This is a genomic window from Candidatus Villigracilis vicinus, assembly GCF_016702885.1.
Classification (GTDB): Bacteria; Chloroflexota; Anaerolineae; order Anaerolineales; family Villigracilaceae; genus Villigracilis; species Villigracilis vicinus.
In genome coordinates, this window is the sequence record NZ_JADJDD010000030.1 from 1 (window position 1) to 21,880 (window position 21,880).

Here is a 21,880-nt window from a genome sequence, read left to right on the forward strand (position 1 = left end):
GTTCAAAACCTCACAGGAGAAGAGAAAATGTCCCACATCAAGTTGAGTTGGCGCAACATCATCATCGCCGCGACCCTGCCCGCCGTGATGGAAGTGATCTGGCAGTTGTATAACACCTACGTCCCTGTCTATTTGCAGGCAGGCAACCCCGCCTTCACCGAAGCGGGAGCCACCACCGTCGGCTTCGGGCTCGGACCCGCCCTGACGGGTTTCATCCTCGTCTTCGATAACATTGCGGGCTTGTTTATCAGTCCCATTGTCGGCGCGTGGAGCGACAGCCTGCGCTCAAAATGGGGGCGCCGCATGCCGTTCATTCTCTTTGGCGTACCTGTTGCCATCGCCGCCTTCGTCTTTATTCCGCTTGTCCCGATGGGTATCGCCCCCGAACTCAACGGGCAGACGGGTCAACTCACAGGCTTGCTTGTCCCCTTCATCATCTCGCTCTTCATTGTCTTTGCTCGCCTTCGCTGTCGTCCGCCCCGTTGCGGATGTGCTCCTCTTTGATGTGACTCCCTCGCCCCAACGCGCCACCGCCAATGGGATTGCGGGCGCGATTGCGGGTCTGCTGGTGGTGATCACCGCCCTGGCTGGCGCTGCGCTCTATGACGTGTACGGACCGCTTCCTTTCTGGATCGCAGCTGGTCTTGCACTTCTGATCTTTATCCTCACCTGGGCATTTGTCAAAGAACCCGAAGAACTTGCCAGTGCCAAGGAACTTGCAGGTGAGCCGTTCAATTTAAAAGGCATCATCACCTTCCTGCGCGGACTCCCCAAAGAACACGCATCCAGTTTAAAGTATCTACTCCTGAGCAACTTGCTCGCGTACGTAGCTCTTGCGCAAATGCAAGCCTTCCTCAGCTCCTATGGCGTCTTCTCGCTCGGTATGGAGGAATCTTCCGCCGCCATGCTGGTTGCCATCCCAGCAATTGCGTTCATGATCATGGCTGTGCCTTCGGGTTTGATCTCCAACAAGATCGGACGCAAGAACACCCAGATCGTCGGCTTGGTCGGGTACGCCATCGGCGCTCTCGTCATCTACCTCTTCCCCGACGCGACCATGCTCAATGTAGGACTGCTCATCTGCGGCTTGACCTGGCCCCTCGCCAACGTCGTCCAAGTCGCCATGATCGTGGACAGCGCCCCCGTCGAAACACTGATGGGAACCTACACAGGTCTACGCCAAATCGCCGTGACCCTCGGCTTCATCATTGGGCCCATCCTCGGCGGGACTCTCGTCGAAGCGATGGGCAATGACTACCGATGGGTCTGGCTCATCATGTTCGTCTTCCTCGTCCTCGCCACTGTTGCGATTCTGCCTGTTACGAAGGGTGAAGCGAAGAAAGAAATGGCGTAATTACCAATCTCCAATTACTAATCTCGAATATTAGAGATTGGTAATTGGAGATTATTTCATCATGCTTGTCCTTTACGTTATTCTCGCTGTTCTGGTTTTAATCGCGTTGTATGTAGCGATTGCATACTATCTCTACAACCGCGTCCTACCCCAATCCCGCCCCTGCGTGGACTGTGCCACTCCCGTCCACATCAACGGCTATGACTTGTACTACCGCGAACTCGGCACGGACAAAGGCGCTCCGCCCGTCATCCTCGTCCACGGCGGACCTGGTCACTCGAGCCTGAGTTTCAAGAACGGATTCGACTTCCTCGCCGAGCAGACTCGCGTCATCTTCTACGACCAGCGCGGTTCGGGCAATTCGCAAATCAAGCCCAATCCCGAGGACTACACCATCGAGCAACTCGTGGAAGAACTTGAAGCCCTGCGTCGTGACGTGGTCAAAGCGGATATGGTCATCCTCGTCGGTCATTCCTTCGGCAGCGCGTTGGTTCAACGCTACGCACTCAAGTATCCGCAACACGTCGAGAAGATGGTCATCGCGGGCGGGATCTCAGATCAACAACGGCATGAGCAACCGCTTCATCTGGAAATAGTTTGGCGGATTGCTGTACTCCACCGCCCTCGGCTTCCCTCCCGCGGATTCAAAATCCGCAGACGCATGGTTTACCAAATCATCCGAAAAAGATAATCCACAAAGATTATTTGATAAAACAAAAACAGATTTACTCAAAGATACAGGCACAGTCTCCTTCGCCCCGTGGCGTGAAATTTCTTTTTCGCTCACAGGTTACGATTACAAAAAAGAACTCAGCCAGTTGCAAGTGCCAACCCTCTTCATCTACGGCACAGCGGACTCACAATACACAGGCAAACCCGTCGCCGATGAACTCTGCGCCACGCTCCCCAATTGCCAATCCGTAGAATTCACCCAAAGCGGACACTGGGCATTCCTCGAAGAACCAGAAAAATTTCAGCAAGTAATAAATGATTTTATTTCAAACAAAATTCCCAATTCCTAATTCCGCATTCATCATTCTGCATTCTTCATTTCAAAATGACCTTTCCTTCGGGAAAATGACTTTCCTCCTGAACTCCCTCCGCCCTCCTTCATACAAAGGCTCCACCGAGCAGACTTTGTACATCCCCATGCGCGATGGGACTCGTCTCGCCGTTGACCTTTACCTCCCGCGCGGACTTACGCCCGAAACCAAAATCCCCGCGCTCTTCGCCGCCACACGCTACTGGCGCAATCAACAACTCAAAGCGCCGTTCTCATGGTTTCTCTCTCTGCCCGACTCCGCCCGCAACTTTTTCACCGCCTTTGGTTACGCCATCCTCCGCATTGACATGCGCGGCACGGGCGCGTCGGAAGGCAATCATCCGCACCCGTGGTCAGCGACCGACCTCACCGACCTCTACGACCTGACCGAATGGGTCATACAACAACCGTGGAGCAACGGGCAAGTCGGCGGCTTCGGCAACTCGTATCAAGCCACCACTGCTGAAATGCTCGGCGCGTGCGGACATCCCGCCGTCACCTCCGCGCTCGTGCGCTTCAACGAGTTCGACGTTTACACCGACATCGCTTTCCCTGGCGGCGTGCCCAACGAGTTCATGCTCACGCAATGGGCAGAGTACAACCGCGCCCTCGACGCCAATCAACTTCCCAAAAGCATGAGCGCGCTCGAAAAGATTCTCGTCAAAGGTGTCAAGCCTGTTGGCAACAATCCCATTCCCAAACACACCAACCAGCAAGTGGACTCCGCCCTGCGTCACATCACCTTCCGCGATGACCTCGACCCCGAGCTCAACATCCGCATGGACGACATCAGCATGTTCACTCGCCCCACCACGCACGCGCTCGACCATTGGGGCAGTTGGTTCGACGCCGCCACCGCCAGCGCCGTCATTCATCGCTTCGCGAACAATCCCCGCCCGCAGCGCGCCGTCATCGGCGCGTGGAATCACGGCGCAACCCAACACGTCGGCGCGAAGGAAAATCCATTTCCATTGCTCGCGCAAATGAAAGAGTCCCTGCGCTTCTTCGACAATCCGCCCGCGACCCGCGAGTTGCATTACTTCACCATCTTTGAAAATGAATGGAAATCGACGCCTGAGTTTCCACCTGCGGGTTTGACCTCCACCCGATTCTTTTTCCAACCCCAAAGCGGACTCTCCTCGCTTCTCCCCCGCCCCAGCCTGCTGACCACTACCAGACCGATTTCAACGCCTCAACAGGATTGAACAACCGCTGGCAAACTGAACTCGACCAGCGCCCTGTAAAGTACGCGCCCATCAAAGGACAACTCGCGTACACATCCGCGCCGCTTGAACAGGATACCGAAATCACAGGCTATCCCATCGTGACATTGTTCGTCAAATCAACACATGACGATGGCAACTTCTTCGTCTATCTCGAAGCGATTGATGAACAAGGCAACGCGCATTACCTCACCGAAGGAATGTTGCGCGCCATCCATCGCAAAGTTTCAACAGACACGCCGCCATATAAACAATTCGTCCCCTATCACTCCTTCAAACGCGCCGACGCCATGCCGCTTGTCCCTGGTGAAGTGGCAGAAATCACCTTCGGGTTGAATCCCATCTCGGCGCTGATTCGCCGCGGGTGGAGTTTACGAGTATCCCTCTCAGGCGCAGACAAAGATACCTTTGCCAGAATCCCGCTCACGGGTAGTCCGAGCGTGGAGATTATGATTGGCGGAGACCAAGCCTCCTTCATCGAGATTCCCATCAAATGACAGATATCCTTTTCCAATCCCAAGAAAATATAGCCGTTATCACCTTCAACCGCCCCGACGTGTTGAACGCGTTCAAGCGCAGTATGTTCCAGCAATTGCTCGACATGCTCGATACGATTGCAAACGACGATTCGATTCGTGCCGCGCTCATCACGGGCAATGGACGCGCGTTCTCGGCAGGCATTGACCTCGAAGAACTGTCGCACCTCTTCGACGGTTCGACGGTGGCAGAGCAGGCGCGCGCCGAGTTGGACGAAATGCAGGAACTCACGCGCCGCATGGTGAATTTGCGCAAGCCGATTATCTCTGCCATCAATGGCGTTGCGGTTGGCGTGGGCGCGGAGATTGCGATTGCGAGCGACATCCGCATTGCGGCGGAGAGCGCCTATTTTCAATTCGCCGAAGTGAAGCGCGGCATTTTTGAAACCAACGGAGTCATGCACCGCCTGCCGAGACTCATCGGCATGGGACGCGCCGCGCATGTGATGATGACAGGCGAACGCATTTCCGCACAATCAGCTTTCGAGATGGGCTTGGTCACGAAAGTGACATCGGCAGAAACCATTATTCAAGAAGGCATGGACATCGCCCGCACGCTCGCGTCGAACGCGCCCATCTCTGTGCGGTTGGTGAAAGAAGTTTTGCAAAAGTCCTACGACCTCGACCTCGAAGCCGTCATGCAACTCGAAACCGAAGGCACGCTCGAATGCTTCGCCAGCGAAGACATGCGCGAAGGCGTGAAGGCATTCGTGGAAAAACGCGCGCCGATTTATAAAGGAAAATAAACCAGATACACGGTTAACGGATGATTGATAAAAGAACGGATTTCTTAAAAAAAAATCCGTGTTCATCCGTGAAATCCGCGTAAAAAAAGTTTTATGCCAACCATCACCAAAATCGAAATCATCGACCTCAACATCCCCTTCAATCACCCGTTCAAGATTGCTTTGGCGGTGATGAACAGCGCCCACAACATCATCGTCCGCGTGCATGACAGCGACGGATTGATTGGCGTGGGCGAAGGCGTTCCATCGCGTTTTGTGACAGGCGAAGACGCCGACAACGGATTTGAATCCGCCAAACTGTATGCGCAACTGCTCATTGGCAAAAATCCGTTAGAGATTGACACACGCCTGCGCGAACTTGAACAGTACATGCTCAAGAATCCCGCCATCCGCTGTGCGTATGACCTCGCGCTCTACGACCTGCTTGCCAAACATGCGGAACTTCCACTGTATGCCTTGCTCGGCGGCGACAAAGCAAGTCCTGTACTCCAACCGCACCATCGGCATTGACTCGCCCGATAAAATGGCGAAAACTGCCAAACAGCACGTTGAGAACGGCGTGAAGGCATTGAAGGTCAAGGTCGGCACGGGACGTAATGAAGACCTCGCGCGGATTCGCGCCATTCGTGAAGCAGTCGGGAGCGGCGTCCCCATGCGGCTCGACGCGAATCAAGCCTGGGACGAAATCACCGCCATCAACATCCTCACCGCACTGGCAGAATACGAAATCGAAGTCTGCGAACAGCCGCTGCCCTATTGGAACATCGAAGGTTTGAAGCGAGTCCGTGAGCGCAGTCCCATCGCCATCATGGCAGATGAATCCATCTTCGACGCGCATGACGCTTTCCGTCTCGCCTCCCTCGGTGCCGTGGATTATTTCAACATCAAACTCGCCAAGTCCGCGGGCATTCATGGCGCGCTGAAAATCAACGCCATCGGCGAAGCGGCTGGAATCAAATGTATGCTCGGCGGCATGTCCGAGTCGCTCATCGGAGTCAGCGCGGGCGCGCATTTGGTCTGTGCCTGCCCGAATATTTCTCTGCACGACCTCGACTCTCCCTTTCACTTTGCCGAAGAACCCTCCATTGGCGGCGTGGACTTCCAACCCAACGGAACAGTGACTCTCTCCGACGCTCACGGTCACGGCGCGGATGTGAGCCCTGAGTGGATGGAGAAGAGCAAGAGAATAGTAATCAGTTGAAAAGTAAACAGTGGCTTTCCTTCGTGAAACTTCGTGTTCTTTGTGCATAAAAGGAACTTATGCCCACTTTCCCTCCCTTCCCCACCCCCGCCCGCATTGGCTTACTCGGTGTGGCGTTCGATGAGAACTCATCTTATAAACGCGGCTCGGCGTTGGCTCCGCAGAGAATCCGTGAAGCCTTCTTCTGTGACTCGTCCAATCTGTGGACGGAGAACGAAACCTATCTCGGCGCGGATGGACTCTTCGCAGACGCGGGCGACATCACACCGTCAGCGGAGAGAATGCCCATAGAGACCGAGCAAGCCGCAGGTAAATTATATGAAGCGGGGTTGAAGGTCATGGCATTTGGCGGCGACCACTCCGTCACCTATCCGCTGGTAAAGGCTGCGGCGAAGAATCATCCCAATCTCACCATCTTGCACTTCGACGCGCACCCCGATTTATACGATGACTTTGAAGGCAATCCGCACTCGCACGCCAGCCCCTTTGCGCGGATCATGGAAGCGGGCTTGGCAAAGCGGCTCGTGCAAGTGGGCATTCGCACCATCAACGGACATCAGCGCGAGCAAGCCAAGCGTTTCGGCGTGGAAGTGCTGACCATGCAACGTTGGCGTGATGTATTCAACCTGCAATTTGACTCGCCGCTTTACATCACCTTCGACATGGATTGTCTCGACCCCGCTTTCGCGCCTGGCATATCGCACCGCGAACCTGGCGGGCTGTCCACGCGTGAAGCGTTGAGCGTGATTCAATCGCTCAATGCAAACATCATCGGCGCGGATGTGGTGGAATTAAATCCAACACAAGATGTTTCGGGTGTCACTGAGATGGTGGCGGCGAAAGTGTTCAAAGAGATTGTGGCGAAGATGTTGGAAAGGGAGGGCACACGAGTAAATTAGCTCACTCTACTCATGATAAGGGTTTTAAATATGAACTCACGCGAACGAATTCAAGCAGTGTTCCAACGAAAAACTCCAGACCGCGTGCCGCGCTTCGAGGTCTGGATCGATGGCATGTTCGATGAACTCGGTGTCACTGACCCTTATCGCGCGTATGCCGAATTGGGGCAGGATGGAATCCTCATGCCATACCAAACCCCAACAGACAGCAACGCCTGGAAAGATGGCGTGGATGAATTCGGGCGCGTGTGGAAAAAGGGGATGTATTTTTACGGCGCCGTGCAAACAGCGGATGACCTCAAACAGTACACGCCGCCATTGAGTTACGCGGATCGTTTCTTCGACGTGAAGCGGGTCGCTGACATTCGGACGAATTATCCGCACCTTTGCCTTTTCTTCGGCACGCATATCGGTCCGTTCATGGGGACGTATATGGCAATGGGCATGGAGCACATGTTCGCCATGTATCGCAAAGACAAGCCTTTCGTCCATGCGGTCATGCAAGCGCGGACAGATTGGTGTATCGCCATCTTCCAGCGTGCCATCGAACTCGGCGCGGAAGTCATCATCATGGGCGATGATTCGGCACACCGCGGCGGCTCGATGATTTCCCCGACGATGTGGCGTGAGTTGGTACTGCCCTATCATCAGCGCGTGGTGCGCGAGTTGTCTGTCCCTGTCATTTGGCACACGGATGGAAAAATTGACAAACTTCTGCCCTTCGCCGTTGAAGCAGGCTTTGCAGGCATGCACGGACTCGAAACGTTATCTGGCAACAAACTCGATGAAATCAAACGCGACTACGGCGACAAATTAATTTTGATGGGCAACGTGGACATCAATCTATTTTTTGAGCCAAACATCGAACTCATCCGCGCCGATGTGAAGCGCAGTTACGAGCAAGGCGGCAGGGAAGGCTTCATGCTCTCTTCTTGCAATAGCATTTACCCTGGGATGAATCCCGAAGCCGTGCGCGAGTTCTTCCGCTGTCAGGTAGAATTTGGCGGAGAATGATTTTTACCACCACAGCACAGAGATTTTTTGTGGTGAAACCAACCCGCGCAAAAGGAAAATAAGATGGTTAAAAAACCTAGCAAATCAGAACAGCCTACTTTCATCGAAGAAGCCCGCCGCAAACAAATCATCGACGCGGCGTTGCAGACAATTGCCGAGCATGGATATACCCAAACGTCCTTTGCGGAGATTGCCAAGAGTCTGGGAATCACCAAGGGACTGATCGCCTATCACTTCAACGGCAAGCATGACCTCATCACCTCTGCCATTCACACCATTCTGAATCGACAGGGCGCATACATCCGCGGGCGGGTGGAAGAAGAGACAAAAGGCAGTGCCAAACTACGCGTGTATATCGAAGCCAGTTTTGAGTACATTTCGCAGAACCGTTCGCAGTTCGTGGCGTTGGTGGATTTATGGGGCAGTTTTACGTCACCTGAAGAGAAGAAGGCATTCAGTGATTCCGCGTATGACCCTTGCCGTGCTCATCTCAAGAAAATTTTCCGCATTGGTGTGGAGCAGAAGGAATTTACGAAGTTCGATGAGCAGAGTATGGCGTCAGTGATTCAAGGCGCAATTGACGGAATCATGCTGCAATGGGTCTTTGACCCGAAGGCAGTGGATTTGCAAGAGTCGAGCCGTGAGTTGAGTGAGATGTTTGTGAAGCGGTTGAAAAAATCTTAACCACGAAGGAGCACAAAGGGTCACAAAGGAAAAACCTTCGTGTACCTTCGTGACCCTTTGTGGTTGAAAAAGGAGAGTGTGCATGGAGTGGAAGAGTTTAGGTCATTTGGTGGAGAGCGCGGCAGAGCGGTTTGGAGAGAAACCGTTGTTCATCTTTGAAGACAAGCCGCTTTCGTTCGCGGAAGCGGATCGACGGGCGAACAAAACGGCGAATGCGCTGAAATCTCTCGGCGTGACGAAGGGCGAACGCGTGGCGGTGATGCTGCCCAACGGCGTGGACTTCCCCATCGTCTGGTTTGCGCTGGCGAAGTTGGGCGCGGTCATCGTGCCTGTCAACATCAACTACCATGACCATGACCTGACTTATACGCTCGATGATTCACAGGCGGGATTCTTTGTTGTCCACGAAAATTATCTGGAGCAATGGGAGCGGGTGCGCGCGCACTTGCCGTCGGTGAAGGAAACGCTTCTCGTGACTGAATCAGTTAACAGGTCAGAGTGGATGCGTTTGGTGGATGAGTCATCTGACTCGTTCGAGTCATCCAATGTTTCAGCGGAGGATTTGGTCAATATCCAATATACATCAGGCACGACGGGTTTTCCAAAGGGCTGCATGTTGACCCAAAAATATTGGATGATGCTCGGGCAGGTGGCGGCGGATTATTTCGGGCTGACGCCAGCGGATTGCGACCTGACCGCACAGCCTTTTTATTATATGGACCCGCAGTGGAACACGGTGTCGTGTTTGATTGGCGGCGCGCCGTTGGTGATTTTGCCGAGATTCTCACCGTCACATTTTTGGGGCGAAGTGATTCGACATAATGTGACCGTGCTGTATTTGATTGGCACCATGCCTTTCTTTTTGTTGAAGATGCCAGAGGATGTTTCTTTAGAGCACGGACATAAATTGAAAATGATTCTGTGCTCGGGGATTCATCCGAAGTTCCATGCGGAGTTTGAGCGGCGTTGGAATGTGCCGTGGCGCGAAGCGTTCGGCATGACCGAAACAGGCGTGGACTTGTTGATTCCGTTCGAGGATGTGGAGAGTGTGGGCAGTGGCGCGATGGGCAAACCGATTGCGACGAAGGAAGCGCGCATGGTGGACGCAAACGGAAATGATGTGCCCGAGGGCGGCGTGGGTGAGTTGATTCTGCGCGGCGAGCCGATGATGTTGGGGTATTGGAACAAACCCGAAGCGACGGCGGAAGTCATGAAGAATGGCTGGCTGCATACAGGTGACATGGTCACAAAAGATGCGAAGGGATATTTTCATTGGCAGGCGCGCTTGAAAGATACGATTCGACGTGCGGGTGAAAATATTTCATCGGTGGAAGTGGAAGGTGTGCTGATGGAACATCCCGCTGTAAAAGTGGCGGCGGTGGTACCTGTCCCTGACGAGTTGCGCGGTGAAGAAGTGAAGGCGTATATCGTGTTGAAGGATGGATACACAAAAGAAAACGCTTCGCCTGAATCTATTTTGGATTATGCCCGTGAGCAGTTGGCATATTTCAAAGTGCCGAGGTTTATCGAGTATGCTGATGATTTGCCGAGAACACCATCAGAACGGGTGGAGAAGCATAAGTTGGTGAAGTTGAAAGCGGACTTGCGCGTTGGAAGTTACGACGCTGTGGAAAAAATTTGGCGGTAAAAATCTTCAACCACGAAGGTCACCAGGAAAGAACAAAAGGCCTTTTGTTTTCCTTAGTGACACTTTGTGACCCTTTGTGGTGTAAAGAAGGAATTTATGAACACACAACAACTCAACGAAACAATTTCAAAAACGCTCGCTGCATGGAATATCCCTGGCGGGGCGGTGGCGGTAGTGCAAGGTGATGATGTTTTCACGCAAGGCTACGGCGTGCTCGAAGCGGGCAAGCCCGAAGCCGTGAACGCGGATACCATCTTTGCAATTGGCTCCACCACCAAAGCCTTCACATCCGCGCTGATCGGCATGTTGGTGGATGAAGGCAAACTGGCATGGGATGACCTCGTTATTCAATACATTCCTGAGTTTGAACTATATGATGATTGGGTCGCTCGTCATGTCACCGTGCGCGATTTGCTCTGTCATCGTCTCGGCTTGGAACGTGCCCAAAAGATATACTATCATCGCGGATACGACCAGCGCGAGATCATCCGCCGCATGAAATATCTCAAGCCTGCCGTGGGTTTTCGCACAGGCTTCAACTACGCCAATCAACAATATGGCGTGGCAGGTCTGCTCGTCGAAGCAGTCACTGGCAAGTCATGGGACGATTTCATCACCGAAAGAATTTTTAACGCGCTGAACATGTCACGCTCGTTCAGTGGACACGACCGAATCACCGATAACAAAAACTTCGCCTCACCTCACGCTGTGCTCAATGAAACGTATCCCGCGGGCGTGCGTTTTCTTGGCGAGATGAGCGCCATCGAAAATTTCAAACTTACGCACGAACCTGCTGGCTCGATTCATACTTCCGCCAACGACCTCGCGCAATGGCTCAAAGCATTACTCAACAACGGCGCGCCGCTCTTGCAACCCAACACTTTCAACGAACTCACCACGCCGCAAGTCGTCATGCAGGATGTGCTCAACTCCGAACTCGCGCCGCTCGCTTATCTTCAACCCGCCACGCACTTCTGGACGTACGCGCTCGGTTGGTGGGCAATGGATTATCGCGGCGAAAAAGTTCTCATGCACGGCGGTCAAATGCCTGGCTACAATTCCGCTGTCGCGTTTTTTCCGCAGCGCAAACTCGCGCTTGCCGTCATGGTCAACGTCCATCAAACCCTCGCCCACGCCGCACTTTTTTATGCGATTTCAGATATTCTGCTCGACAAAAAAGACCGCGACTGGTCAACTGAATTTCAGATGGTCGCACAGGGATACATGGCACAAGTCAAAGGTCAAGTGGACGAAATGCGCCTCAAACGTGACCCGAACCTGCCTCTGTCCAATAAGCTGGATTCCTACACTGGGACATTCTCCAACGACCTCTTCGGCGAAATGACCGTGATTATCAAAGACGACTCGCTCAACTTGAAGTACGGAGTCAACACCGCCACGCTCGAACACTGGCAAGGTGATACCTTCCTCGCCCATTGGAATCTCAAAGGTCTGATGGACGACTCGATGATTGCTTTCAGCCCCAATGGCAAGACAATGACATTACTCAATGACAGAGCGGAATACAGGAAAACATCATGAACCCCACCGAACTCATCCTCAAGAATTTTGAAAAAGTATCATCCATCCCGCGTGGTTCGAAGAACGAAGCGGCAATTCGCAACTGGCTCATCAAATGGGCGGCTGAACACAACTGCACCTCCAAAACCGACGCGGCAGGCAATCTCGTTATTTACGTTCCTGCCAGCCAAGGCTACGAAGACCGCCCAACGTTAATTTTGCAAGGTCACATGGACATGGTCTGCCAGAAGACGCTTGAATCCACGCATGATTTCACAAAAGACCCCATTCAACTCATCCGTGATGGTGATTGGATTCGCGCCAACAGCACCACCCTCGGTGCAGACAACGGCATTGGCATTGCGTTGATGATGTCGCTGGTTGAAGATGAGTCCGTAAAACATCCGCCGCTTGAGTTGCTGCTGACCGTCGAAGAAGAGTCGGGGCTTGTCGGCGCAGATACACTTGACCCAGCCTTACTCACAGGCAAAACGCTCATCAATGTGGATTCCGAAACCGAAGGCGTTTTTACGGTCGGCTGTGCAGGCGGCGGTAATGTGTACATGACCTTGCCCGTCACATGGGATTCACAAAAGCAAAATGAAGTCGCTTTTGAGTTGAAAGTCCGCGGCTTGCAAGGCGGACATTCTGGTGAAGACATCAACAAGTTCCGCACGAATGCCAATAAACTCATCGCCCGCGTACTGGACTTTATTCAACGAGATATGGAAATTCGCCTGTCCACGCTCAAAGGTGGGACGGCACGCAACGCCATCCCACGCGACGCGGAAGCAGTATTTGTGTGTGCAAAAGAAAATGCGACACTATGCAAGGAAAAATTCTCTACCATTCAAGCCACCATCAAAAGTGAACTCGCCAAAACAGAGACAGGGCTGGTGCTCACGCTGAACGAAATCAGCGGCGAGCCTGTTCGCACCATTAATCCCACTGAAACACAGGCAGCAATCCGCTTGCTGATGGCATTGCCGCATGGAGTCACATCCATGTTTGCGGATATGCCCGCCTTCGTCGAAACGTCCAATAACATTGGCGTGATGGAATTGAAAGAGGATGGGCTGTCAGTCGTCTCTACAAATCGCAGCGCGGTCTTTTCGAGATTGGATGAAATTACCAGACGAGTCGAAACTGTCGCATGGCTGGCAGGCGCAAAGACCGAGCGAACGAAGATGTTCCCGCCCTGGCAGCCGAACATGGAATCCCCGCTCCTCAAGCAATGCGTAGACACCTATCGCGGCATCGTCGAAGAAGACCCCAAGATCGAGCTCACTCACGGCGGACTCGAATGCGGCATCATCAGCGATCGCTGCGGCGGACTGGATACCATCTCAATGGGACCGACGATCAGAGATCTGCACTCACCTGAAGAGAGGTTGTTTATTCCGTCGCTTGCAAGTACTTGGGAATTTCTAAGAGGAATACTGGCTTCGTAAAGCAGGTTGGAGATAAAGATGTTCTCCCTGTTCAAATCGCCGAAGATGGCAGCTTGAACAGGGATTTTTCTTTCAAGTTTAATTTTCATTCGCAGTGTAGAAAAAATAGAAATAGAAACCGCTTGCCAGTAAGCAAGAAGCGGTTCATCATCCAGAAAGAAAAATTCTGTTAACAAGCCTAAAAAAGAAATTCCCAATGACGGAAATTTTTTAACCGACCCCTTAAGCAGCGGCTTTGACCGTTGGAAGAAAAATAACGGCGCTTCCATAGAGTAAAAATGCCGTAAAATATTGAGAACTATTCTTCAAGGAACCAAAGATGAAACCATCCAGCTTATCCAACTCTCCTCGATATAACTCGCTCGATGAAGCCCTTGCTGCCATCTACGGCATGAAAGATGACCCGCTGGTAAACGCGGGTACGAACGTGGTTATCAGCCGGGGCAACCCCAGGGCAAAAATATTACTGGTAGGCGAAGCACCTGGTCCGCAGGAAAACATCAAAGGCAAACCGTTTGTGGGTCCCGCCGGACAGCTGCTCGATAAAATTTTGCAAGCAGGCGAGATAGACCCAGAGAACGATGTGTACATTACAAACTCGGTCTTCCGTATGCCCCCGGGCGAAAACGGCGCGAATTTCCGTAAACCGAACGATAAAGAGATCGAGTATTACCGTCCGTTCGTATTCGAGATCATCCGCCTGGTCGACCCTCTCGTGATCCTGCTCACTGGCAATGTGGCGTGTCAATCTGTCCTGCAAAAGACCGGTATCACCTCCCTGCGCGGTAAATGGACAGAACTGGACGGTCGCTGGCTCATGCCCATTTTTCATCCTTCTTATTTACTGCGTAATCAATCACGTGAGCCCGGCTCACCCAAGTCGCTGATGTGGGAGGACATTCGCGAAGTGAAGCGGAAGTATGATGAACTTCGCGGTAAGTAATAAAAGCGGCTGCCACCTTGAAGGTGGCAGCCGCTTTTATAAATCCAGACTGCTCTTGGTATAATTCGGCTCTATTTTAGGAGCAGGCATGAAATACCACATCTGGACCGAAGGCTGCCAAATGAACGTTGCCGACTCACAGCGGGTCGGTGCGTCGCTGGAGCACCTCGGTTATACCCTTACTGAAACCATCGAAGAAGCCGACGTTATTGTTTTAAACACCTGTGTCGTCCGGCAATCTGCCGAAGATAAAGCGATCGGGCGCGTTTCGTCCCTCGCACCTTTGAAGAAGAAAAATCCCAACCTCGTCATCAACTTAATGGGCTGTATGGTCGGCGTGCGTGGCGCAGAGAAACTTCGCGCCAAAATGCCCTACGTGGATGTCTTCTCACCCCCCTCTGACCCGGGTCCATTGATCGCACATCTTACTCAGGGTGAGATCCAATCACTGGAAGATGCTGAGACCACACGCCGCTTCCTGATGATGGACGAAGAGCTCAAACTGCCGGTTGCTGAACAAGGCAAGACCGTCAGCGTACATGTCCCCATTGTGTACGGCTGCTCGCACGCCTGCACCTTTTGCATCATCCCTTACAAGCGCGGTGTGGAGCGTTCACGTCCAGTCGGCGATATTGTTGGTGAAGTCCGCTCGCTGGCGAAACAAGGCGTGAAGGAAATCACCCTGCTTGGTCAGATCGTAGACCGCTACGGCAAGGACATTCCAGACGGACCCAAACTCGCCGATCTTCTTCGCATTCTCCATGAAGTGGAAGGCATTGAACGCATCCGCTTCTTAACTTCGCACCCCAACTACTTCGACGATGACCTCATCCATGCCATTGCCGAGTTGCCGCGCGTCATGCCGCACATCGAGCTGCCCATCCAAGCTGGTGATGACACCGTTCTCGAAAACATGAAACGCGGCTATACCCAGCAGCAATTCCGCGACCTCGTGGCAAAGATCCGCCAGCACATCCCGAACTGCTCCATCGCAACCGACATCATCGTTGGCTTTCCCGGCGAGACCGAAGAACAGTTCATGGAAACGCATCGCGTCTTATCAGACCTAAAACTGGACGTAGCCCATTTAGCGCGCTACTCCATCCGTGAAGGCACCGTCGCCACCCGCCGCATGGTGGATGATGTGCCTGAAGAAGAGAAGATGCGTCGCTTGCACATGCTCGACGATCTGCAAGAACAGATCGTTGGCGAGATCAACAAAAAGTACCTGGGCGAAACCGTGGAAGTCCTCTTCGAAAACCAGGTCAAAGGTCGCTGGCGCGGACGCACCCCCACCAATAAACTGGTCTTCGTGGAAAGTACAGAAGACCTGCGCGGCAAAGTCCTGCCCGTCACCGTCACCTGGACCGGTCCGTGGTCGATGCAGGCAAATTTGGTCAGGCAGCCTGCCGAATTGATTTCGTTGTAATTTTGTAGGGGCGGATCGCGATCCGCCCCTACGTTTTTCGGGGGTTATAATTTCATTCCATATGTCCTTCATTGAACTGTTCAATACCTTCGCCAACAACTTGCTGCCCATCATGCTCATCGCCGCAGCGGGATATATCCTTGGCAAAACCCTCACCGTCGATTCGCGCACTATTGGGCGCATGGTTTTTTATATCTTCAGCCCGCTGCTCGTTTTCAATCTAATGGTCACCAGCCGTCTAAATTTACAGCAGGCACTCACTACGATCAAATACACAGCAGCAGTCATTGCCATCATGGGAGGCATCGCCTTCATCCTTGGCAAACTCTTCCGCCTGGAACGTTCCCACTTGCTCGCTGTCGTTCTCACAGTTGCCTTTGGGAACACCGGCAATTATGGCTTACCACTGGTCAAATTCGCATTCGGTGACGAGGCATTGGCGGTCGCATCCATCTTCTACGTCACCACCACCATTCTGTTCAACACGGTCGGTGTAGTCATCGCCTCGCTCGGACATCTGGATTTGAAATCCGCTATACTGGGAGTGTTCAAGTTGCCCATTCTTTATGCGGTGACGGTTGCTTTGCTCGTCAAAGGCTTTGGCATCGAAATTCCCCTGCCCCTTTCACGCACCATTGAGATCGCCGCGAATGGAGCCATCCCCGCCATGATCATTTTGCTCGGCTTGGAATTGACCCGCATCGAATGGTCACATAGTTTGCGAGCCACTGGTTTGGGCGTTGCAGCCAAGCTGCTTATTGGTCCATTGGTCGGACTATTCCTTGCCAGTCTCTTCGGTTTACAAGGGCATACCCGTCAGGGCAGCGCCATCGAAGCTGCCATGCCCGCCGCCGTGGCCACTACCGTGGTCGCTACTGAATATAAACTCGAACCCTCACTCGTCACCGCCATCGTCTTCTTTGGCACTGTGCTCAGTCCGCTCACACTCACGCCGTTGATCGTATTCCTAACGAGGTAATCCATATGACTGCCACACGCAACAGAATATTGCAAATCATTGTGGTCACACTTCTCGTGGCGACCCTGTCTCTGAAACCGAAACAGGCACAGGCGCAGGAAGGGATCGTGGTGGAAAACCCAAAGGCAGTGCCAGATTTCGGCAGGTCGATCACTTTCACAGCGAAGATCAAGGCGTCGAGTCCCATCCAGCAGGCTTCACTTTTATTCCGCGGCATCAACGAAGAAGCCACCCGTGTGGAAACCTTGCAAGTAGCGGAAGATGGCTCGGTGAATTTTGTCTATGATGCTTCGTTGAATGTCTTTCCGCCTTTCAGTTGGGTAGTCTACTGGTTTCAGGCAACCCTAAGCGACGGAAAAACCTATACCAGCGAACCAAACCGTATTCAATATAACGACAATCGTTTTCCCTGGCGCGAAGTTTCGCAGGCGAATGTCACGGTCCACTGGTATGCCGGTGATGACTCCTTCGGCACATCGGCATTGAACAGCGCTGGTGCAGGCATGCTCTCAATGAAAGATTTCATTCCGCTCTCACTAACCGAACCGCTGCACATTTATATTTATTCCAATGTCACCGATTTACGCGATACCATGCTGCTCGGCGGACGGGAATGGTCTGGCGGGCATGCACACGCCGATCTTGGCGTGGTACTGGTGGCGATCCCGCCCGGACCAAGTCAACTCACCGAAATGGAATCAAAGATTCCCCACGAACTCGCACACATCATGCTCTACCGCGCACTTGGCGATCAATATGAAAAACAACCGGCATGGTTGATCGAGGGCATCGCCTCGATGGTGGAAATTTACCCAAACCCCGATTATGACCGTGCACTGGAGATTGCCAGTGCGAACAATACCCTGATCCCCATCGTGGACTTATGCGATTCCTTCCCCGCCGATTCTGGTTCGGCATTTCTGGCATACGCCCAATCCCAATCCTTTGTCACCTACATTCGCGATTCGTTCGGGCTCTCCGGTCTCTCACGCCTGACCGGCACATACAGCGAAGGCTTCGAATGCGACCTCGGCGTAACGAAAGCCCTCGGTGCATCGCTCAATCAATTGGACGCGCGCTGGCGCGAGAATGTCCTCGGTCAAAATCGCACTGGGGTTGCCCTGCGCAACCTGCTGCCATTTTTATTATTACTCGTGTTGGTGCTTATCGTTCCCATATGGGGAGCCATTGACCTGGTGCGCCAGAAGAGGAAACATGCAGCCCAATCCAAATGAGATCATCCGCGCCCACATTTGGGTCAAGGGACGTGTGCAAGGCGTGGGCTTTCGTGCGCATGTCGAATATCACGCACGGAAAGTTGGCGGCATCACTGGCTGGGTGCGCAATGTCGGCTACGACACGGTCGAAGCCGTTGCCGAGGGCAGCCGCGAAAATATCGAACGCTTTATTGAGAAAATGAAGGAAGGTCCCCGTGCTTCACGGGTGGATGAGTCAAGAGTGGAATACGAAGATGTAACAGGCGAGTTCAGTGAGTTTGGCGTTAAGAGAAGCATGTAGCTCACGCAAACCCAAGACCTCTTTCTTTTAAAGAAACCCATTTTCCCAAGCCGATCACCAGATGGTCCAATACATCGATATCCATTAGTTTTCCTGCCTGTACAATGGCGCGGGTCACTGCCACATCGTCAGGGCTGGGCGTCGGGTCACCGCTGGGATGATTATGGATCACAATAATCGCCGAGGCGTTGGTACGAACCGCATCTTTGAACAATTCCCCCACCCGCACTTGAGAAGAATTCACCGAGCCTTTATAGACCTCCACCACTTCCAAGACGCGGTTACGCCGATCCAAAAGCATCACCCGCAAATGTTCCTGCTCCAGCGCAGACATGTCATATTGAACCAGCGCTGCCGCATCTGCCGGGCTGTTGATGGCAGGTTTCTCTTCCGGCGCTTCCAATATCAGACGCCGGCCCAGTTCAATGGCAGCCTTGATCTGCGACGCCTTGGCTTCCCCCATGCCATGCTGGTTCATCAAGTCTTTAAAGGGAGCGCGATGCAACCCCCGCAGACCATCAAACTCATGCAAGAGCCGCTGCCCCACCTCCACCGCATTCTCGCCCTGTACACCCACACGCAGCAGGATCGCCAACAACTCGGCATTGGTCAACGCCTGCGGACCCAACGCCGCCAATCTCTCACGCGGACGATCCGATTCGTGCAAGTCTGAAATTCGATATGTAGGTTTGGAATTGGGTTCGGTCATGTCGCCTCCCTAATGATCAGAATATCCAATTTTACAACCATTTTCAACAGGCGGGTACCAAGTTCGGTTAGAATCCCAGCCATGCAGCGAGACTCCATCCCAAACCATTACATTCCGATCCTAATATTCGCAGATGGGTTGGTAAGTGTTTGTTTTGCCATCTTTGCTCACACGCTGGGCATGGATCCAACTCCCGATTGGGGTCGTTCGCGTCTCTTCCTGTTCCTGCTTGGCATGGCACTCATCATTACCGCACTCGTTCTATTTAAACAACGCACATCTTTCACCTCAGCTGAAACAACCAAGACGGTCGTATTGTTTGCTCACCTCTGGGCATTCATTTTTATTATTTACACCTGGTACATCACCTTCGGCACCTTCACAGAATGGCGGGCATCCACGCATTACTATTCGCTTTTAGCAGATGCCTTCGGCAAAGGGCAATTGCATGTGGATGTAGAGCCGGGCGCTGCACTTCTCGCCGCAGCCGACCCCTACAACTCAGAAGGACGCCCCGCCTTCGATGACGATGTCTGGGATTTATCCCTCTACAAAGGCAAATTATATTTATATTGGGGACCCGTCCCTGCAGTGCTGATGACGCCGGTGCAACTTGTGCTGAAGACCCGCCTGGCTGATATGTACCCCGTCTTCTTTTTCCTGTGTGGGCTGCTTATATTTAACTCGCTCATCATCGTGAAGATCTGGCGGAAGTTCTTTACAGACATTCCTGCATGGAACATCATCGTTTCGATCTTCGTCGTCGGCTTGGTGCTGCCTATTCCCTGGTCGCTCAGCATCCCGGATGTGTACGAAGCGGCGATCGGCGCGGGGCAATTTTTCCTCATCGGTGGGATCTATTTCATCATCCTTGCCTTCGAAAATGAAGTAAAAAAACGGTATCTATTCCTGGCTGGTCTTTTTTTGGGCATGTTCCGTTGGTTCGCGAGCCATCAATGTCATCCCAATATTGTTCCTGATCGCGCTGACTGCATTCTGGTTCTGGAAAGACCAACCCAAAAACTGGATGACCTTTGCCGCTGCCCTGTTGACTCCCCTTGCTGCCGGAGCGCTTCTCCTCGGAGCTTACAACTGGGCGCGCTTCGACTCTCCGCTCGAATTTGGTCTGCGTTACCAGATCACCATCTACAACCTGAACCGCGACATGCCGCTCGCCTTTCAGGCAGACTACCTGCCATACAATATCGGTGCATATATATTGCAGCCGTTTGACTTTATTACTAGCTTCCCCTTCATTCGCCCGATTGGGTATTCCGCCATGTTACAAAGCCGGGGCATTACCGAACCCAAACTCTATGCAGCCGGGAATGTCACAGGCATTCTGGCTTTCGCACCATTCCTAGTACTCGCCATCCTGCCTTTCCTGAAAAAGAGAGCAAGCTCTCCATTTAGTGCACAACCCCTGACGATCTATCTATTGGGCGGGTCCTTCCTCATCAGCTTGACCTCCCTGCTGCTGTATTACTATGGTCAAATGCGCTTCCTTGTGGATGTCATTTCGCAGATCACCCTGCTGGCAATTTTCGGATATTGGCTGATCCTGCGCAGGTCACATTACAAAAAGACTATGTTACATTTTTCCAATTTTCTCATTCTCGTAACCTTGATAGCCAGCCTGCTGCTCGCTGTCACCAGTGAAAGCGGCAGGATGCCCAAACTCAACCCCGCTCTTATGGATAAAATAAATACCTTTTTCATTGAAAATTAAAAACATCAATACAAATAAAAAAACTCCCGCTCAAATTTTAGACTGCGGGAGTTTTTTTATCTATGGGGTTGGCGGAGTAGGCACTTCAACCGTTTGAACTGCATCAACATGTGTGCCGCCTGCCGAACCACCCGAAGGTGAAAAGATATACACAAAGTCATAATCACCCGGCGGCGGGCTGCTTGATGCAGTGTCCACATCGATCAGAATACCAGTTCCGTTATAAAGGGAATTCGGGTTCCCAGGTTCCGCCGGACTGGCAGGGTTATTGTTAAAGTGACGGTCATCACACTCAGTGTTTGTGGGGCAATCTGCGCTGGCTACCAGATCGGCAGTATCCACATTGGTATTGGTATCTCTGTCGGGGTTCCCCCAGTTAAAAACCTCATAGTAGCTGCCAGTGTTCACTTTTGATATACCAACAACGACCCGATCCAAGTATACGATTTCCGAATTGTTATATTCATATAGAACAAGATCGTAATTATTATCCGGAATACTTTCCACTCGTACACGCAGGCTAATCACTATATAAGTCTCATCTGCCAACTCAGCAGTAACGTTATCAGGCGGGCCGCCAACTGCAATTTCTGCAGGGAGCGGCGAGACTGGCGTTCCATACATACCTGTATCCACTGTTGAAACATCACCATAATCGCATGGCAGGGGTCCATTCGGGTTGTTTGCTCCAGGGCAAACCGGTGGAGGCGGCGGATATGTACACGGCAGAGCCTGTCCCTGATTATTTGCCAATGGATCTGTGCAAGTTGTAGGCGGCGGAGAGGTAGATGGATAATCACACGGCAAAGAGTCGCCATAATTTAAAGCATTTGCATCCTCACATATGGAGGAGGAAGTTGGGGGGGTAACACTAGCTGTAGCGCTCGTTCCAGTTGGCACGGGTGTGGCGGAGGCCGTTGGTGTCTCTGTTGTAGCTGCAGCAGATGGCGCGGAAGGGGTGGCACTTGGCTCAAAAGAAAGGAAGGGAGGAAAAGATATTTCCGCGCCGGGGGTGAGGTAACTCTCCGCCCATGCCATCGGTGTGAGAATTTGAGGCAGAATCGGTTCAAGCAATGCGAACGGACGGGCAGAACCAACATTTGGCTCCAGGTTCGAGTGCATATCTGCATTCACACTCCAGATCGGAACCAAACGAACCGCCATTTGCCCAACAATAACGATCAGAAAAATGCCAATAGGAATAATAAAGATAAGCAGGGTTAGATCGCGCCGTTCATGGTTTCCTGTATTCAT

Annotated in this window: 22 protein-coding genes and 1 pseudogene; 21 read left to right on the forward strand and 2 right to left on the reverse strand. The window is 52.6% G+C overall.

The genetic code is table 11. The annotated features are described in order from the left end of the window. The 19 genes and pseudogenes from IPG80_RS20780 to IPG80_RS20870 all read left to right on the forward strand — a co-directional run. The coding region (locus tag IPG80_RS20780; protein ID WP_345111341.1) for an MFS transporter at positions 1-504 on the forward strand (504 nt) is incomplete at its 5' end. Further along, positions 449-1,354: an MFS transporter gene (locus IPG80_RS20785; RefSeq protein WP_345111344.1), complete on the forward strand. Its 906-nt coding sequence runs from the start codon at positions 449-451 to the stop codon at positions 1,352-1,354. The genes IPG80_RS20780 and IPG80_RS20785, both read left to right, overlap by 56 nt. A gap of 61 nt (positions 1,355-1,415) precedes the next feature. Continuing rightward, positions 1,416-2,045, forward strand: coding sequence for an alpha/beta fold hydrolase (locus tag IPG80_RS20790; RefSeq protein WP_345111346.1), 630 nt, complete (start codon positions 1,416-1,418; stop codon positions 2,043-2,045). Between the two features lie 133 nt (positions 2,046-2,178). Next, positions 2,179-2,376, forward strand: coding sequence for an alpha/beta hydrolase (locus IPG80_RS20795; protein WP_345111348.1), 198 nt, complete (start codon positions 2,179-2,181; stop codon positions 2,374-2,376). 127 nt (positions 2,377-2,503) lie between these two features. Further along, a pseudogene (locus IPG80_RS20800) lies at positions 2,504-4,044 on the forward strand (CocE/NonD family hydrolase); the annotation flags it as partial. Between the two features lie 68 nt (positions 4,045-4,112). Further along, entirely contained in the window at positions 4,113-4,901 is a 789-nt protein-coding gene (locus tag IPG80_RS20805; protein ID WP_345111352.1) for an enoyl-CoA hydratase-related protein, read from the forward strand. 93 nt (positions 4,902-4,994) lie between these two features. Continuing rightward, on the forward strand, positions 4,995-5,411 hold the full coding sequence (locus IPG80_RS20810; RefSeq protein WP_345111355.1) for a hypothetical protein: 417 nt from the start codon (positions 4,995-4,997) through the stop codon (positions 5,409-5,411). Continuing rightward, the gene (locus IPG80_RS20815) at positions 5,353-6,102 is read left to right on the forward strand and encodes a dipeptide epimerase (RefSeq protein WP_345111358.1); all 750 of its coding nucleotides are present in this window, start codon (positions 5,353-5,355) and stop codon (positions 6,100-6,102) included. Before IPG80_RS20810 ends, IPG80_RS20815 begins: the two co-directional genes overlap by 59 nt. 59 nt (positions 6,103-6,161) lie before the next feature. Next, entirely contained in the window at positions 6,162-7,001 is an 840-nt protein-coding gene (gene speB / locus IPG80_RS20820) for an agmatinase (RefSeq protein ID WP_345111361.1), read from the forward strand. Between the two features lie 30 nt (positions 7,002-7,031). Continuing rightward, positions 7,032-8,015, forward strand: a complete 984-nt coding sequence (locus tag IPG80_RS20825) for a uroporphyrinogen decarboxylase family protein (RefSeq protein WP_345111364.1) — start codon at positions 7,032-7,034, stop codon at positions 8,013-8,015. A gap of 63 nt (positions 8,016-8,078) precedes the next feature. Next, entirely contained in the window at positions 8,079-8,699 is a 621-nt protein-coding gene (locus IPG80_RS20830; RefSeq protein ID WP_345111367.1) for a TetR/AcrR family transcriptional regulator, read from the forward strand. Positions 8,700-8,781: 82 nt separating this feature from the next. Continuing rightward, positions 8,782-10,347, forward strand: a complete 1,566-nt coding sequence (locus IPG80_RS20835) for an AMP-binding protein (protein ID WP_345111369.1) — start codon at positions 8,782-8,784, stop codon at positions 10,345-10,347. Between the two features lie 96 nt (positions 10,348-10,443). Continuing rightward, positions 10,444-11,889, forward strand: coding sequence for a serine hydrolase (locus IPG80_RS20840; RefSeq protein ID WP_345111372.1), 1,446 nt, complete (start codon positions 10,444-10,446; stop codon positions 11,887-11,889). Further along, positions 11,886-13,319 (forward strand): aminoacyl-histidine dipeptidase, encoded by a 1,434-nt coding sequence (locus IPG80_RS20845; RefSeq protein WP_345111374.1) that lies wholly within the window; start codon positions 11,886-11,888, stop codon positions 13,317-13,319. Before IPG80_RS20840 ends, IPG80_RS20845 begins: the two co-directional genes overlap by 4 nt. A 319-nt stretch (positions 13,320-13,638) precedes the next feature. Then, the gene (locus tag IPG80_RS20850; protein WP_345111376.1) at positions 13,639-14,262 is read left to right on the forward strand and encodes a uracil-DNA glycosylase; all 624 of its coding nucleotides are present in this window, start codon (positions 13,639-13,641) and stop codon (positions 14,260-14,262) included. A gap of 88 nt (positions 14,263-14,350) precedes the next feature. After that, positions 14,351-15,691 (forward strand): tRNA (N6-isopentenyl adenosine(37)-C2)-methylthiotransferase MiaB, encoded by a 1,341-nt coding sequence (gene miaB, locus IPG80_RS20855; protein WP_345111379.1) that lies wholly within the window; start codon positions 14,351-14,353, stop codon positions 15,689-15,691. A gap of 61 nt (positions 15,692-15,752) precedes the next feature. Next, positions 15,753-16,670: an AEC family transporter gene (locus tag IPG80_RS20860; RefSeq protein ID WP_345111381.1), complete on the forward strand. Its 918-nt coding sequence runs from the start codon at positions 15,753-15,755 to the stop codon at positions 16,668-16,670. 5 nt (positions 16,671-16,675) lie between these two features. Beyond that, a complete protein-coding gene (locus tag IPG80_RS20865; protein WP_345111383.1) occupies positions 16,676-17,905 on the forward strand; it encodes a peptidase MA family metallohydrolase in 1,230 nt (409 codons plus the stop codon). Then, positions 17,886-18,188 carry an acylphosphatase gene (locus tag IPG80_RS20870; protein WP_345111386.1) on the forward strand — a complete coding sequence of 101 codons (303 nt, stop codon included), beginning with the start codon at positions 17,886-17,888 and terminating at the stop codon, positions 18,186-18,188. The genes IPG80_RS20865 and IPG80_RS20870 overlap by 20 nt, the downstream gene beginning before the upstream one ends. A 1-nt stretch (position 18,189) precedes the next feature. Here IPG80_RS20870 and radC read toward each other — a convergent pair whose 3' ends face one another. Next, entirely contained in the window at positions 18,190-18,897 is a 708-nt protein-coding gene (gene radC / locus IPG80_RS20875; protein ID WP_345111389.1) for a DNA repair protein RadC, read from the reverse strand. Positions 18,898-18,978: 81 nt separating this feature from the next. Between radC and IPG80_RS20880 the strand changes: the two genes are divergently transcribed. Beyond that, on the forward strand, positions 18,979-20,130 hold the full coding sequence (locus IPG80_RS20880) for a hypothetical protein (protein ID WP_345111392.1): 1,152 nt from the start codon (positions 18,979-18,981) through the stop codon (positions 20,128-20,130). A 46-nt stretch (positions 20,131-20,176) separates the two neighbouring features. Beyond that, complete coding sequence (locus tag IPG80_RS20885) at positions 20,177-20,626, forward strand: hypothetical protein (RefSeq protein WP_345111395.1); 450 nt, start codon at positions 20,177-20,179, stop codon at positions 20,624-20,626. 60 nt (positions 20,627-20,686) lie between these two features. Here IPG80_RS20885 and IPG80_RS20890 read toward each other — a convergent pair whose 3' ends face one another. After that, a complete protein-coding gene (locus IPG80_RS20890; protein ID WP_345111398.1) occupies positions 20,687-21,880 on the reverse strand; it encodes a hypothetical protein in 1,194 nt (397 codons plus the stop codon).

What these genes read in the sequence shown, in the direction of transcription:
- IPG80_RS20790 (WP_345111346.1), top strand. Translation starts at nt 1,416, where the DNA reads ATGCTTGTCCTTTACGTTATTCTCGCTGTTCTGGTTTTAATCGCGTTG.
- IPG80_RS20805 (WP_345111352.1), top strand. Translation starts at nt 4,113, where the DNA reads ATGACAGATATCCTTTTCCAATCCCAAGAAAATATAGCCGTTATCACC.
- IPG80_RS20810 (WP_345111355.1), top strand. Translation starts at nt 4,995, where the DNA reads ATGCCAACCATCACCAAAATCGAAATCATCGACCTCAACATCCCCTTC.
- IPG80_RS20815 (WP_345111358.1), top strand. Translation starts at nt 5,353, where the DNA reads ATGCCTTGCTCGGCGGCGACAAAGCAAGTCCTGTACTCCAACCGCACC.
- speB (WP_345111361.1), top strand. Translation starts at nt 6,162, where the DNA reads ATGCCCACTTTCCCTCCCTTCCCCACCCCCGCCCGCATTGGCTTACTC.
- IPG80_RS20825 (WP_345111364.1), top strand. Translation starts at nt 7,032, where the DNA reads ATGAACTCACGCGAACGAATTCAAGCAGTGTTCCAACGAAAAACTCCA.
- IPG80_RS20830 (WP_345111367.1), top strand. Translation starts at nt 8,079, where the DNA reads ATGGTTAAAAAACCTAGCAAATCAGAACAGCCTACTTTCATCGAAGAA.
- IPG80_RS20835 (WP_345111369.1), top strand. Translation starts at nt 8,782, where the DNA reads ATGGAGTGGAAGAGTTTAGGTCATTTGGTGGAGAGCGCGGCAGAGCGG.
- IPG80_RS20840 (WP_345111372.1), top strand. Translation starts at nt 10,444, where the DNA reads ATGAACACACAACAACTCAACGAAACAATTTCAAAAACGCTCGCTGCA.
- IPG80_RS20845 (WP_345111374.1), top strand. Translation starts at nt 11,886, where the DNA reads ATGAACCCCACCGAACTCATCCTCAAGAATTTTGAAAAAGTATCATCC.
- IPG80_RS20850 (WP_345111376.1), top strand. Translation starts at nt 13,639, where the DNA reads ATGAAACCATCCAGCTTATCCAACTCTCCTCGATATAACTCGCTCGAT.
- miaB (WP_345111379.1), top strand. Translation starts at nt 14,351, where the DNA reads ATGAAATACCACATCTGGACCGAAGGCTGCCAAATGAACGTTGCCGAC.
- IPG80_RS20860 (WP_345111381.1), top strand. Translation starts at nt 15,753, where the DNA reads ATGTCCTTCATTGAACTGTTCAATACCTTCGCCAACAACTTGCTGCCC.
- IPG80_RS20865 (WP_345111383.1), top strand. Translation starts at nt 16,676, where the DNA reads ATGACTGCCACACGCAACAGAATATTGCAAATCATTGTGGTCACACTT.
- IPG80_RS20870 (WP_345111386.1), top strand. Translation starts at nt 17,886, where the DNA reads ATGCAGCCCAATCCAAATGAGATCATCCGCGCCCACATTTGGGTCAAG.
- radC (WP_345111389.1), bottom strand. Translation starts at nt 18,897, where the DNA reads ATGACCGAACCCAATTCCAAACCTACATATCGAATTTCAGACTTGCAC.
- IPG80_RS20880 (WP_345111392.1), top strand. Translation starts at nt 18,979, where the DNA reads ATGCAGCGAGACTCCATCCCAAACCATTACATTCCGATCCTAATATTC.
- IPG80_RS20885 (WP_345111395.1), top strand. Translation starts at nt 20,177, where the DNA reads ATGTTACAAAGCCGGGGCATTACCGAACCCAAACTCTATGCAGCCGGG.
- IPG80_RS20890 (WP_345111398.1), bottom strand. Translation starts at nt 21,880, where the DNA reads ATGAATACAGGAAACCATGAACGGCGCGATCTAACCCTGCTTATCTTT.